This is a genomic window from Actinomadura montaniterrae (genome assembly GCF_008923365.1).
GTDB lineage: Bacteria > Actinomycetota > Actinomycetes > Streptosporangiales > Streptosporangiaceae > Spirillospora > Spirillospora montaniterrae.
This window is the reverse complement of sequence record NZ_WBMR01000240.1, coordinates 1-13,775: the sequence shown is the minus strand read 5'-3', so window position 1 is coordinate 13,775 and position 13,775 is coordinate 1. Positions and strand designations below refer to the sequence as shown.

The following is a 13,775-nucleotide window of genomic DNA, read 5'->3' as shown; positions in this document are numbered from 1 at the left end:
CTCCATCAAGGTCCAAACGACCACCCCAGGGGGCGAACCCCGAAGCAGCCAAACCTCAGAAGAAAATCCCAGCAATGCGATCCAAGAGGATCGCTTGCCTCAAAGAAATCCCCACCACCTCAGAAGAGATGGCCACGGGGCGACCCGGCCGACTAGCCGAGTCGATAAAGGCACTGGCTTTTAACACGCTGTTGAGTTCTCAAGAAACGGACACCCACCGTGTGAGATCCGCTTTCGCGTTTCCCGCCCCGGGGCGACTGTTCTTACTTTATCAGATCCGCTCGGAGTGTCAATTTCCGGGCTTTTCCGATTGCCTTTCCGGTCCGCTTGCGCGTCCCTTCCGGGCGGTGTTCCCATTTCATCAGATCCGGCCCGTTTTGCAAAATCGGGCCTTACCGACGCCATCACGGCACGGCTGACACGACGAAGCCGCGTCGGCTGCTGAGTGGTGGTTTCCCCATCGGCCGGCCGCCGTGCAGGCGTCCTGCATCCGTGAGGGGGACGAGGGGTTAACTTACGTGGTCCGCGCGGCCTCGTCAAATCGACGCGCCAGGGCGCCGGACCGGGCCGGGGGCGGGCCGGCGTGACGGGCGCCATATCGGGGCGGCGCCGGAATGGCGGACGGTCTCCCTACGCTCTACCGGTCACCGAAGGGAAGGACGGACATGACCGACAAGGGACGCGCCCTGGTGCTGGGCGGCGGAGGGGTCGCGGGCATCGCCTGGCTGAACGGGTTGCTGTTCGGGCTCGCCGAGGAGGGCGTGGACGTGACCGGGGCCGACCTGCTGGTCGGCACGTCGGCGGGCTCCGCCGTGGCCGCCCAGGTCGCGAGCGGGCTGCCGCTGAAGGACCTGTACGCGCGGCAGGCGGACCCTGCGTTGCAGAACCGGGAGCTGGTGCCGACGGGCGTGTCGGTGAGCACGGTCATGGAGACCTGGATGCAGCTGGCCTACGAGCACCAGGGCGACCCGGTGGCGGTGCGTCAGGGGCTCGGTGCGCGGGCGCTCGCGGCCGAGACCGTGACGGAGGCGGAGCGGCGCGCGGTGATCGAGGAGCGGCTGCCGTCGCACGAGTGGCCCGTCCGGAAGCTGCTCGTGACGGCCGTGAACGCGCTGACGGGTGAGCTGCGGGTGCTGGACCGCGAGTCCGGGGTCGGGCTGGTGGACGCGATCGCCGCGAGCTGCGCGGTCCCGATGATCTGGCCGCCGGTGACGATCGGCGGCGTCCGCTACGTGGACGGCGGGGTGCAGTCGGCGAACAACCTCGCCTTGGCCGCCGGGTACGAGCGGGTCCTGCTGGCCGCGCCGATGGACGATCCGACGCTGGAGGACGAGGTGAGCACGGTGAAGGCCGCGGGTGGGCGCGTCGAGGTGGTCCGTCCGGACGAGGCGTCGACGGCCGCGTTCGGCGCCGATCCGCTGGATCCGGCGACGCGGACGCCGTCCGCGGAGGCCGGGCTCGCCCAGGGCAGGGCGGCCGCGTCGGGGATCGCCGCCTTCTGGAAGTGACGGGCCGCGGGCCGCGGGCGCGGTCAACTGGTGGTGGCCGGTTCCGCGGGCGGGACGGCGGCGTCCTCTTCCTGCGGGGGCGTGCGTGTGAAGACGTTGAACACGAGGTTCAGCACGATCGCGCTGATGCTGCCGATGGTGATGCCGCTGTTGAGGATCGCGGCGACGTCCTTGGGCATGTTCTCGCCGAACTGCGGGACGACGGTGGGCAGCAGCGCGAGCGCGATGCTGACGGCGACGACGAGGGCGTTGCGCTCCTGACGGAGGTCGACCTTGGCGAGGGTCTGGATGCCGACGACGGCGACCATGCCGAACATCGCGACGGCGGCGCCGCCGAGGACGTCCGGCGGGATGGACGCGACGTAGGCGGCGGCCTTCGGGAACAGCCCGAGGACGATCATGACGGCGCCGGCGGCGACGACCACGAACCGGCTGCGGACCCCGGTGAGCCGGACGAGCCCGACGTTCTGCGCGAAGCAGGTGTAGGGGAAGGCGTTCAGGGAGCCGCCGAGGAAGGTGGACAGGCCGTCGGCGCGCAGCGCGCGGGTGATGTCGGCGTCGGTGACGTCCTTGCCGACGATCTCGCCGGTGGCCTTGGAGTCGCCGACGGTCTCCACGACGGTGACCATCATGACCAGCAGCATCGCGATGATCGGGCCGATGTGGAAGGTCGGGGCGCCGTAGTGGAACGGCGTGGTGACGCCGAACCAGTCGGACTTGCCGACCTGGTCGAAGGCGGTGTCGCCGAGCGCGTAGGAGACGACCGTCCCGCCGACGAGGCCGAGGAGGACGGCGATGCTGCTGAGGAACGGGCGCCGGAGCCGGTAGAGGACGACGATGAACAGCAGCGTGCCCCCGGCGTACATGAGGTGCTTCCAGCTGCCGAAGTCCTTGCCGGCGGCTTTCGCGGCGGCGCCGCCGGCGGCGTCGGTGAGCGCGTTCGGCAGCAGCACCAGGCCCATGATCGTCAGGACGGTGCCGGTGACGAGCGGCGGGAAGAACCGCAGGACGCGGCCGAGGAACGGGGCGGCGACGAGGGTGACCAGGCCGGCGGTGATGGTGGCACCGTAGATCGCGAGGAGCCCGGCGGTGGCGTTCGCGGCGCCCTGCCCGATGGCGATCATCGGGGCGACGGCGGTGAACGTGACGCCCTGCACGATGGGCAGCCGGATGCCGATCCTCCAGACGCCGAGCGACTGGATGATGGTGGCGATCCCGCAGGTGAACAGGTCGGCGTTGATCAGGTAGACGAGCTGCTGCGGGGACAGCCCGATCGCGCCGGCGACCAGGATCGGGACGACGACGGCGCCGGCGTAGAACGCCAGGACGTGCTGGAAACCGTAGAGGGCGAGCTTGGGGACGGGGAGCACCTCGTCGACGGGGTGCCGGCGCGGTCCTTCTTCGGGCATGCCTGCCTTGCCTTCCGGGGGTGGGTCCGACCAGGTGGAGGGCCTGATCACGACGGCAGAAGATACCGGTGCCGGGCCGCCGTGCCCCCGCCGGGCCCGATCGTGGCGGCCTGCGCGCCGGGCCGGTCCGGTGGCCCCGGGGTTCTAGGAGTCCGCCAGCCACGCCAGCAGGCGGCCGCGCGACCAGCAACGGCCGATGGCCTCGGCGCGCAGGCGCGGACCGTCGAGCACCGCCAGGCCGAGGATGCTGTGGCCGGAAGCGTGGCGGTCGCCGAGGGTCGGTATCGCCGGTGCGACTCCGACTCCTTCCGCCGACACCCACGCCACGGGCCGTTCAGCGGCCGCTTCGTCGAGGCGGTGCAGGAATCGCAGGCGGTTCTCGAGCGAGTAGCCCGACAGCGTCCATGTGGTGGTGACGACGGGGAGGGCACCCGCAGGCACGCGGGCGAAGGCGTCGGCCATCAGGTCGACGGCGTCTCCGCGCAGCAGCAGTGGCGGGTCCGTCGCCGCCAGCGCGATCTCCGCGTCGAGCATCGAGGTTCGTTCGGGCAGGCCGGGCCATACGCAGGCGCGCAGCCATCGGACGTCGTCCGCGTCAGTCACATCGACCGGGTCGGAGTCGATGCCGATCCATGCGACGACCTCGGGAAGCGCCCGTGCCGGGACGGGCCGGTCGCCCACGTTCGAACATGACATCCGCACGGGGGACGACGGGTCGCCGAGCGGTCGTCCGACGCCGTAGGTGATCGCGACGCGGTCGACGTTGAGGTTGAGTCCGGCCGAGCAGCCCACGTCGATCAGCCCGACCGCGTTCGCGCCGGCGCGGTGCGCCGCCTCGGCGATGGCCGGATACAGCACGGCGCAGCGTCCGGTCTCGTCGGGACGCGTCCGCCGGCGGCCGACGATGTCCACGATCGCGTCCGTCTCGCGCAGCAGCGTGTCGATCGCCGCGCCGGAGGCGGCGTCGCCGTCCGCGGCGGCATAGGCCGCGGCGAGCGCCGGGGCGCGTCCGGCGAGGGCGAGGTCGTGCAGGGCGGCGAGGATCAGCGCGGGGTTCCGCTTCCGCGCCGGCGCCGCCTCGATCGCGCGCAGCGCCTCGCCGGAATCGCCCAGGGCGACGGCGACGCGTTCGTACAGTGTCCCGGCGGCGTCGACCTCGCCGAAGCGCCGGTACGTCTGGGCAAGGGTCCTACCCACGGGTCGCGGTGCTTCCTGCGGTCGTCGCCGGCATTCCGGCGATTCTAGTCATCGACCCGGCGACGGCTCGCGATCCGGCGTGCTCCGCGACGTGGGATGAACGCGGCGTTCCTCAGAAGGGCACCCGAGGAACGCCCCGGCCAGTTGCGCCAGGCCCACAAGGTCGTCGCCCTCGACGGCGACGACCTTGTGGCCCTGGCGTCCTATTCGTTCCTGTGACCGGCGGTCGGCCTCCCGGCCGGGCGGGGGCGTGTCGCCCCCCGCCCGGTAAACGCCGGACGGGGCTCACACGCTCTTCGGGTGGAGTCGTCCGAACGACTGCATGATGGCGGTGGGGCTCCAGGCGACCGGATAGGTCTCGGGCCGGCGGATGACGCTACGGTCCCACCGCCACACCAGCTCGTCCGCCGGGACGGCGAGCCTCAGCGCAGGCAGCCGGTGGGTCAGCAGCTCCAGCGCGACCTGGAGCTCGAGCCGGCCGAGCGGCGCGCCGATGCACACGTGGGCGCCGTTGCCGAACGCCAGGTGCGGGTTGGGGCTGCGGGCCAGGTCCAGGGTCTCGGGCTCGGCGAACACCTTCGGGTCCCGGCCGGCCGAGTCCGGGCTCGGGATGACGACCTCGCCGGCACGGATCAGCACCCCGCCGAGCTCGACGTCGCACGCGGCGCGGCGCGGCTGAGTCGCGGCGAGCACGGAGTTCGGGACGACCCGGAGGAGTTCCTCGATCGCGGTGGGGATCAGGGTGGGGTCGCCGCACAGCGCCGAGTAGAGGCTGTTGCCGTCCGGGCCGTCGGTGGTGAGCAGGCGGTGGACGAGGCAGACCAGGGCGCCGCCGGTGCTCTCCCAGCCGCCGGTGACCAGGCTCGCGGCCAGCAGCCCGGCCTCGAAGTCGTCGACGCCGGCCTGCCGGGCGTTCACGGCGACCAGCGAGACCAGGTCGTCGCCGGGGTCGGCGGCGCGCTCCGGCATGAGCTGCGCCATGTAGCCGACCATGGCCTCCATGGCGGTCTGAGCGGCCTCTGCCTGGTCGGGGCTGACGGTGATGAGCGCTTCCGCCCACGCGCGGAACTGCGGATAGTCCTGTTCAGGGATGGCGAACTGGGTGGCGATGGTGCCGAGGGTGAGCCGCATCGCAAAGTCCTCGGCGAGGTCGCCGGGCTCGCCGCCGGCGAGCATCTCGTCCAGCAGGTCGCCGGCCAAGTCTTCGATGGCGGGGCGCAACTTGCGGACCTTGGCGGGGCTGAACGCGCCCGATACGAGGCCGCGGACGCGGCGGTGGTGCTCGCCGTCCAGGGCGATGATGATCGGCGACGCCTTCAAGAACGGCTGAACTCCGTCGGCCGGGGCCCGCTGGAACACCTCGCCGTCGCGGTAGACGCGCAGCACTTCCTCATGTCCGGTCACAAGCCACGCCTCAGCGTCGCTCTGGCCGGGCGGCAGCGCGACCTTCGACACCGGTCCCTGCTGTTGCAGGTCGGTGTGGACGGCCGGGAGGCCGAGCGGGTCGGCCGGCTCACCGAACGGGAAAGCGGGGCAGCCGGACGACGGCTGCTCGTGGGGGGTCAGAGTCACCTTGACGCCTTTCAGGCCATGGTTCCTCTGCTGCGTTGTAAAGATCAGCAGAGACCCGATCGGCTGTCAATGCTCGCGACGTCGGGCGCTCGCCGTCACCGTTTGATCGCCACGATGCTGTTCTGCCGCCACGGCCCAGGCACGCCGGCCGGACCGGGCTCGGGCCAGAAGCGGAAGCTGTCTGTGGGGCTGGGCGGCAGCAGCTCCAGGCCGTCGGGAACGACCGCGACGAGCTCCTCGGCCGTGCGGACGTGGATCGCTTCGGACGTGGGCCGGCCCCCGAAGACCTCAGCGAGATGCTCGGCGATCCGTGGATCCATGTCCTTGGGAGTGGGTGCGGTGATGGCGAGCATCGACCCGGCCGGCATCTGCTCGACCAGGACCGCGTACATCGCCTTGAGGTCGTGGACGGGACTGACCATATTGATCTCGTGGCGATCGACCACGGCGACCGGTTCACGTTCGCTGAGGGGTTTGTCGAGCTGGAACAGCTCGTGGACGGCCGGTTCCTCGAGGAGGCGTTGCGCGGACAGGATGCTGCCCCGGACGAAATCGACGCTGTCGTTCTCGCGGAGCTGTTGCCGGGAGTGGGCGACAAGTGCCGCGTCACGGTGGGCGTAAATGACGCGGGCATCGGGTGAGGCGAGATTCACCGCGCGGTGCATGCTGTACCAGCCGGGCGGCAGGGCCCCGAGCTCGAAGAACCGGCTGATGCCGTGGTTGATGATGGCGGCCCGCGCGAACCGGTGCCCGAACTCGAGGTTTTCGGTTTCGAGGCGCGACAGACGCTCGAACAGGGCCATCACGGTGAGTGTCGAGGCCCGGTCGAGGGCGGTGTTGTACGGGGCGGCGGGGTGGGCGTCCAAGAGCGTGACGCACATGCGTGCGATGGACAGCTCGTTGGGGTCGGCGCCGGAAGCGATGACGGCCTGATCGGCGGGTGGCAGCGGCGGCAGCACAAGCTCCTGCGGCGGCATGCTGTTCGTGGTGATCTGCTCGGCGAGGCGTTGCAGTTGCCGGCCGGGCGCGCCGCCGGTTTCGTTCGCGAGCCGGTCCGCGTACGTGCGGTAGAGGGTGACGGCGTCGGGGCCGCGTTGTTCTCGCGAGAGCGCCGTCATCAGGAGGCCGCGCAGGTGCTCGCGCTGCCAGAACTCTTGGACCAGGGGCGTTAGCTGGATGGTGACCTGGCTGTGGAGGCCGAGCTGGAGCTGTACCTCGGCCTGCTGCTCGACGGCGCGGAGTCGTTCGGCTCGCAGGCCGCTGATCAGCGTGTCCATCCCGGGGGTGGCGGGCAGGCCGCGAAGACCGGTCATCGGCCAGCGGCTCAGCGCCCGTTCCCACAGGTGGACGGCGGCGTAGGGGTCGCTGGTGGAACGCTTGACGCAGAGGTCCACCAGCTCTCGCCACGTCCACAGGTCGACGCTGTCGCCGGGCCGCGCAACGAAGCGGTAGGTGTCGGTGCCGCGGTCGTGTTCGATGCGGTCGCGGCCTAGTTCGGCGCGGAGCCGGGTGATGGTCTGGTGCAGTACATGCCGGCCCGCGGACCCGTCGGCCCAGGCCAGGCGCAGCAGCCGGTCGGCGTCGACGGGGCCGTTCACGCCGTCGACGACGAGCGCGAGAAGCACCGCGCCCATCAACGGCTGGAGCCGGTGAACTTTCGCGCCTTCCCGGGCGGAGACGCCGTTCAGCACGGTGATCTGCATGCTGCACCTCCCCTGTTGGTGACCTGCAAGGAGCAAGACCGTAGCCGGTTTCGCAGTCGCTCAGTATTCGTGAGTCGAGACGGCTTATCTGACGGGTTGATGTTGCGCGGAGAACTGTGGCCGGATCCGGCCAACGTCACCATTGGTCACCAATTCCCCCACCTGCTCAAACGCGGCGTGACCGCTTGTAATGGAGTGTGTCGTGAGTAGTTGGTGAGTGAACGGTGAGAGCCCGGATAGTGACTGGTGAGAGGCGCGGTTTTGAGCGGTTAGTGTCTCTGTGACTTGGCGCGCTGCGTGATGGCGGCGGGCGGAATCCGATGATTCGGTTCCTCTGCTGCACCCCGCCGACCATCCACGGCGCGCTGAACCAGGAGAGGAGGCGGACGGCGAGGCGTGGTGATGGCGGTACCGCGAAGTTCACCACGCGGTGGGTCTGGCTGGGCGGCTCGCGCACTTCTCCGGGTGCGGTGACGGCGACGCGGTCGGTCCTGACATTCCGGCGATTCCAGCCGTCGGGCCGGCGGCGACTCGCGATCCGGCGTGCTCCGCGACGTGGGATGAGCGCGGCGTTCCGTCGCTCACCCCACGCGGGAATGCTCTAGGCGGGGTCGGTGAAGGCGGGCGGGCGCTTCTCGAAGTAGGCGCGGACGGCCTCGGCCTGGTTGGGCGAGCCGCGCAGCGCGCCGAGCTCGCGGGACTCCTCCAGGTACTGGCCGGCGAGGTCGCCGCCCTCGGCGGCGCGGTTGAGCAGGCGCTTGGCGGCGCGGATCGCGTCCGGGCTCTTGCCGGCGATCTCGCGGGCGAGCTCGGTGGCGGCGGCGCGCGGGTCGTCGGCGGTGCGGGTCGCGAGGCCGAGGCGGACGGCCTCGTCGCCGCCGACCATGCGTCCGGTGAAGGTCAGTTCCTTGGCGACGTCCTCGCCGACGAGCCGCATCAGCGCGGCGGTACCGGTCATGTCCGGCACCAGACCCCAGCGAATTTCCAGCACCGACAGCTTCGCGTCCGGCGCGACGATCCGGATGTCCGCGCCGAGCGCGATCTGGAACCCGCCGCCGAGCGCGTGCCCGTGGACGGCCGCGATGACCGGCTGCGGGAGTTCGTGCCAGGTGTGCACGGCCTGCTGGCCGAGGTTGGTGATGCGGCCAGGCTCGCGGTCGGTGATGTCGGACAGCAGCCGCTTGAACCGCTGCCCGCCGGAGCCGCTGTCACCGCCGGACGGCCCGTCCCCGGCCATCGCGGCGAAGTTGGCGAAGTCGAGCCCGGCGCAGAACGCGCGGCCCTCCCCCGACAGCACGACCGCGCGCACGGACGGGTCGGCGGCGAGCGCGTCGCCGGTCTCGGCGAGCGCCTCGAAGGTCGCGATGTCGAGGGCGTTCAGCTTGTCGGGACGGTTGAGCCGCACGTCGGCGACTCCCTCGTGGACGTGCACGGTCACGCGGTCGGTCATGCCGGCCCCCTTCGTAAGTGCGGTCTTACTGACCCGATCATCTCAGGAGATGTCCTTGATGACCGCGGTGCCCGCCGCGGCGGCGCGGGCGTAGAAGGCGCGGAGGACCGCGAAGTCGTCGGCGAGCCGGCCCTTGGTGACCATGTCGCCTCCGTCGTGGTCGTGGAAGGAGCAGGGCCCGATCTCCAGCAGCAGCGGGTAGCGCTCGCGGGCGGGGGCCGGGCCGAGCGGGACTCCCCTGGCGTCCTCGTCGTTCTCGCATCCCGTCAGCAGGATGTGGATCGCGTCCCAGGTGCGCGCCGTGTGCGCCGACTCCAGTTCGCGAAGCGACCCGCCCCACGCGTCGTAGAGCCGGCGGAGGCCGCCCCGCAGACCGTGCGGACGGACATTGTGCCCGCGGGTGATCAGGTGACGGGAACGATCTCCGCGCGGGTCAGCCGTCCGCCGTCGATGTCGAGCAGGCCGATGGTGCCGTGCGGCTGGCGGCGCCGGTCGGTGGGCGAGCCCGGGTTGAAGATCCGGACGCCGTCGCCGGTCTCGTCCAGCGGGATGTGGGAGTGCCCGAAGACGACGAGGTCGGCGGCGGGGAACCAGCGCCGCATCCGGGCGGTGCGGCCCTTGGCCTGGCCGCTGTCGTGGACCATCGCGACGGCGAGGCCGCCGAGGTCGAGTTCGAGTCGCTCGGGGGCGCCCCATTCCGCGACGTCGGGCCCGTCGTTGTTGCCGAGGACGGCGTGGACGGGCGCGTACTGGGCGAGCTCGTCGAGGACGGACGCGACGCAGACGTCCCCGGCGTGCAGGATGACGTCGGCGCCCCGCAGGTGCTCGGCGACCCGCGGCGGGCACCCCTTCCAGCGCCGGGGCGCGTGGGTGTCGGAGACCACCACCGCTCTCACCGCTCCATTGTCCGACGCCGGGAGACCGCGGCCTTCGCCGGGGTCAGGAGGCGGGACGGACGCGGCCCAGCTTGTCGGGGTTGAGGACGGCGAACAGCCCGTGCACGCGGCCGTCGCGGACGTCGAACGCGGTGAGCTGCTCGTTGCCGTCGATGTGCGTCCAGAGGGCGGGCGCGCCGTTGGCCTCGACGATCCGGACCTCGCCGAAGCCGTAGCGGGACCCGAGCCCGGTGATGAACGCGGCGACCGCGTCGCGGCCCACGACGGGGCGGAGCGCGGCGCGGACCTTGCCGCCGCCGTCGTTCCAGGCGACGACGTCCTCGGCGAGCAGGTCGGTGAGGGCGGCGAGGTCGCCGCCGCGCGCGGCGTCGAGGAACCGGCCGAGGAGCTCGGTGTGGTCGGCGGTGGACGGGCGGAACCGGTCGCGGCCCTCCGCGAGCCGCGCCTCCGCGCGGCGGTGGTGCTGGCGGCACGTCGCGGCGGAGATCCCGACGATGCCGGCGATCTCCTCGTAGGGCAGCTCGAACGCCTCGCGCAGCACGAACACGGCGCGTTCGGGCGGCGACAGCCGCTCCATCATGTGCAGGGTCGCGTAGGAGAGGGTGTCGGTCATCTCCGCGGTCTCCAGCGGCCCGAACGCGGCGGCGGACACCGGTTCGGGCAGCCAGGGGCCGGTGTAGGCCTCGCGGGTGACGCGGGCGGAGCGGAGCTGGTCGAGGGCGAGCCGCGACACGATCGTCACCAGGTAGGCGCGGGGGGACTCGACCTCGGCGGGGTCGGTGCGGGTCCACCGCAGGTAGGCCTCCTGGACGACGTCCTCGGCGTCCCACATGCTGCCGAGCAGCCGGTAGGCGAGCCCGAGCAGCAGCGGGCGGTGCTCCTCGAACGCGCCGGCGGCGCCTCCCCGCGAGTCCATGGGTCCGATCATGCCGCGTCGCGGGAGGCGGCGCCGCCCGTCCCGGCGGCCTCGATGCCGTGCGTCCAGCTCGGGTGGCGGGGCCGCCAGTCGAGGCGGAGCCGGGCGCGGCTGTTGTCGGCGCCGCGCAGCCCGTTCATGAACGCCACGCCCCAGCCGCCGACGGCGAGCCGGGCGAGCGCGGCGGGGGCGCGCTTGGGCGCGGGCGCGTCCAGCATCCGGGCGTAGCCGGCGAGGAAGTCCGCCATCGTGACGGGGGTGTCGTCGACGATGTTCAGGGCGCCGGTGACGTCCTTGTCGAGCGCGGCGACGATCGCGGTGGCGGCGTCGTCGGCGTGGGTGAACGACAGGACGGAGTGGCCGCCGCCGACGACCGGGACCTTGCCGGCGCGGACCTGGGCGGTGAACGACCCGTCGGGCGCGTAGGCGGAGCCGGGGCCGTACAGGTGCCCGAACCGCAGGACGAGGCCGTCCGCGTCGGCGGTCATCGTCTCGAGGTCGATGAGGGCGGACAGGACGGGCGCGAACTGCTTGGGGGTGCGCTCGGTCCACAGCGGCGCGTCCTCGTCGGCGAGGCCGGCGGCGGGCTGGTACGCGTAGGCGAGGCCCTGGGCGAGGACGCGGGCGCCGCCGGTTTCGCGGACGGCGTCATAGAGGTTGCGGGTGCCCTCGGTGCGCAGCCGGTTGGTGAGCGCGAAGTCGCGGGCGAGGTGCTTCGGGTCGAGTGCGGCGGGGATGGCGGTGAGCAGGTTGACGACCGCGTCGGGGGCGGCCTCGCGGACGGCGCGGGACATCGCGTCCCGGTCGAGCGCGTCGGCGGCGAGGGTGCGGCCGGGGCCGCGGCCGGAGCGCGACAGCCCGATCGGCTCGTGGCCGACGGCCTCGAGCAGCGGCATCAGCCGGCTGCCGATGACTCCGGTGGATCCGGCGACGAGAACGCGCATGGCTTCTCCTGATGTCCGTCCCGGCGCGGGGCCGGGAGAAGGTCGGTTACGGCATCAGGACGGGACGGATCCGCCGGGCGTGACAGTCCGCCATGTGATTCAGGTCACATGCCCGGAAACGGGTGATTTAGCCACCCGGGGATCTGGACACCGGTGGGAAACAACTGTAAGCGCTGAGTCATTACACCGTGCTGACCTGCGGGGTTAGGCTCGAATCCCTCGCGAATCGTCCATGGGATCCGGCCGTACGCCCCCGGCCGCCCCGGCACGGCGACCCAGCACCGCGAGGATCAGGGGGCGGCCGGGCGCCGAGGTGGAAGACCACTCCCTTGCACCGGCCCCGGGGCCCGGCCGCTACCCCTGCCGGCTACGAGGTCAGGTAGAGCTTGCGGTCGAAGACGCCGGAGCCCGCAGTGCTCTCGCCGCGGCCGACGGCGGCGCCGCTGCCGGTGCCGCTGGACGGGCAGAGGCCGCTGCTGCCGGACTCGCGGACGAGCTGGATGGCGTCGGACTTGCCCTGGAGGTCGTCGTCGGGCAGCGGCCGGTTCGGGTTGTCGCGGTTGTAGACATCGAAGGTCAGCCCGTCGGTGCCGCCGGTGCGGAAGCCGTAGATGCAGGTGACGGTGAGGCCGAGCACCTGGCCCTTGAGGGTGATCCGCAGGTCGCCGCCGATGGCGATGACGCCGTCGCGCCCGCCCTGCACCGGGTCGTAGGCGATCTGCCCGGACCGGTCGGAGACGCCGCCGAGGTCGAGGTCGGTGGCGGGCGAGCTGAAGCCGTTGGAGGTGTGGCACGCGCCGATGGACGCGGCGGTCAGCTCGCCGGCGCCGGCGGAGGTGGTGGTGCCCTGCATCCGCGCGCTGTCGCAGGTGCCGGTGACGTTCATGCCCAGGAACGTGGTGGAGAAGTTCAGCGTGCCGACGGTGGAGATCTGCCAGTTCCCGGCGTAGGGCGCGCCGGTGGCGGTGTCCTGGCGGATCGTGGTGGTGGCGGCGGCCGCGGGGCCGGCCGCCAGCGCGAGCGCGGCGCACGCGGCGGCCGCCGGGGCGGCGAGCCGCGCGAGTCGGGCGGGAGCGTTCACGGGGTTTCCTCCTCGGAGAGGGTTTCCTGCCTCCGCGCGCGGGGGCGCCCGCGCGCGGCCCCCTGCGCGCGGCCCGCGGAATCCCGCCGTGACCGCGCCGATCACCCCTTGTTCATACCCGAGTGATCCCGGAAAGGATAGGGCGGTTCGCAAAGAGGCCCGCAATTCATCGGATTCCGATAAACGGACACCGAAGATCACTCACCTGCCCGTGAATCGGCACTCTCCGAAGGCCCGATACCACCGGATCTTACAACGGATCCGGAATTGGAACGGTCGCATCGGGAAGAATTCGGCGGGCGTGCGGAAACCGGTGGGAAGGCGCGCGGCCGGGCTTGGGAGGTACTGGACGGACCCGGCCGCGCGCCTGGCCTGTCAGCGGAACGCCGGCGTCATCGCGTAGACGCGGTTGGGCTTGTTGTAGCCCACGAAGACGCGCGATCCGCGGCCCGCGGGGGCGACGGCGAGGCCTTCGCTCTCGCCTGTCAGCGGGATGGTGATCGCTTCCAGGATCGTGCCCGCGCGGTCCAGTACCGTGATCGTGTTGTTGGTGTAGTACAGGACCTTGTCGCCGGACATTTCCAGGCCCTGCGGAACGCCCTGGTAGCCGAGCGGGAACGTCGAGCGGACATTCCCGTCGAGGTCGGTGAAGGCGAAGACGAACGGGCCGTTGTCGCCGGGCCCGGCGTGGACCAGCAATCCGTCGCGCTCATCATCGACGGCCACCAGACCGGAATTGCCGAGGGAGCCGAAGTCGATGGTGCGGACGATGCGCGGCTCGCCCGTCCAGTCGACGACGTTCACCTTTGTCGGGTTGGTGCCGCCGCCGGTCGCGACGTAGAGCAGTCCGTCGGCGCGGCGGACGCTGACCTCGGCGGCGTGCCCGACGTCGAGCGGCGCGCTCTCCTTGACCTTGGTGCCGTCGGGGCGGTATTCGCGGACGATGCCCTTGCCGCCGCCGACGTCGAAGCCGACGAAGAAGCGGCCGTGCTGGTAGGCGAGGCCCTGCATGTTGCCGGTGTCGGGGACGTCGAAGACGAGCTCGAAGGTGTAGGAGCGCTCGGCCGCGGCGGCGGGGCGGGCCGTCCCGGCCAGCGTC

At 71.7% G+C, this 13,775-nt stretch carries 12 protein-coding genes; 2 read left to right on the top strand and 10 right to left on the bottom strand.

All coding sequences use genetic code 11. From position 1 onward, the window contains the following. Nucleotides 1–665: 665 nt before the first annotated feature. The gene (locus F9B16_RS42930) at nucleotides 666–1,508 is read left to right on the top strand and encodes a patatin-like phospholipase family protein (protein ID WP_151546015.1); all 843 of its coding nucleotides are present in this window, start codon (nucleotides 666–668) and stop codon (nucleotides 1,506–1,508) included. A 23-nt stretch (nucleotides 1,509–1,531) separates the two neighbouring features. On the opposite strand, the gene F9B16_RS42925 is transcribed toward F9B16_RS42930, so the two are convergent. After that, a complete protein-coding gene (locus F9B16_RS42925; RefSeq protein ID WP_151546014.1) occupies nucleotides 1,532–2,917 on the bottom strand; it encodes a nucleobase:cation symporter-2 family protein in 1,386 nt (461 codons plus the stop codon). Between the two features lie 144 nt (nucleotides 2,918–3,061). Continuing rightward, complete coding sequence (locus tag F9B16_RS42920; protein ID WP_151546013.1) at nucleotides 3,062–4,114, bottom strand: DUF2332 domain-containing protein; 1,053 nt, start codon at nucleotides 4,112–4,114, stop codon at nucleotides 3,062–3,064. Between the two features lie 96 nt (nucleotides 4,115–4,210). Here F9B16_RS42920 and F9B16_RS53750 point away from each other — a divergent pair, with 96 nt between their 5' ends. After that, nucleotides 4,211–4,333 (top strand): hypothetical protein, encoded by a 123-nt coding sequence (locus tag F9B16_RS53750; protein ID WP_264159855.1) that lies wholly within the window; start codon nucleotides 4,211–4,213, stop codon nucleotides 4,331–4,333. Nucleotides 4,334–4,399: 66 nt separating this feature from the next. Here the strand turns inward: F9B16_RS53750 and F9B16_RS42915 are convergent, their stop codons facing one another. The 8 genes from F9B16_RS42915 to F9B16_RS51700 form a co-directional block, all read right to left on the bottom strand. Further along, nucleotides 4,400–5,686, bottom strand: a complete 1,287-nt coding sequence (locus F9B16_RS42915) for a cytochrome P450 (protein ID WP_151546012.1) — start codon at nucleotides 5,684–5,686, stop codon at nucleotides 4,400–4,402. Between the two features lie 95 nt (nucleotides 5,687–5,781). Next, the gene (locus tag F9B16_RS42910) at nucleotides 5,782–7,389 is read right to left on the bottom strand and encodes an SAM-dependent methyltransferase (RefSeq protein ID WP_151546011.1); all 1,608 of its coding nucleotides are present in this window, start codon (nucleotides 7,387–7,389) and stop codon (nucleotides 5,782–5,784) included. Nucleotides 7,390–7,990: 601 nt separating this feature from the next. Next, nucleotides 7,991–8,839 (bottom strand): crotonase/enoyl-CoA hydratase family protein, encoded by an 849-nt coding sequence (locus F9B16_RS42905; protein ID WP_151546010.1) that lies wholly within the window; start codon nucleotides 8,837–8,839, stop codon nucleotides 7,991–7,993. Between the two features lie 404 nt (nucleotides 8,840–9,243). Next, complete coding sequence (locus tag F9B16_RS42900; RefSeq protein ID WP_151546009.1) at nucleotides 9,244–9,735, bottom strand: metallophosphoesterase family protein; 492 nt, start codon at nucleotides 9,733–9,735, stop codon at nucleotides 9,244–9,246. A 43-nt stretch (nucleotides 9,736–9,778) separates the two neighbouring features. Beyond that, the gene (locus F9B16_RS42895) at nucleotides 9,779–10,651 is read right to left on the bottom strand and encodes an RNA polymerase sigma-70 factor (RefSeq protein WP_225992448.1); all 873 of its coding nucleotides are present in this window, start codon (nucleotides 10,649–10,651) and stop codon (nucleotides 9,779–9,781) included. 8 nt (nucleotides 10,652–10,659) lie between these two features. After that, entirely contained in the window at nucleotides 10,660–11,595 is a 936-nt protein-coding gene (locus F9B16_RS42890) for an NAD-dependent epimerase/dehydratase family protein (protein ID WP_151546007.1), read from the bottom strand. Between the two features lie 367 nt (nucleotides 11,596–11,962). Beyond that, nucleotides 11,963–12,676, bottom strand: a complete 714-nt coding sequence (locus F9B16_RS42885; protein ID WP_151546006.1) for a hypothetical protein — start codon at nucleotides 12,674–12,676, stop codon at nucleotides 11,963–11,965. A gap of 375 nt (nucleotides 12,677–13,051) precedes the next feature. Continuing rightward, on the bottom strand, nucleotides 13,052–13,775 hold a 724-nt coding region (locus F9B16_RS51700; protein WP_225992447.1), incomplete at its 5' end, for a hypothetical protein.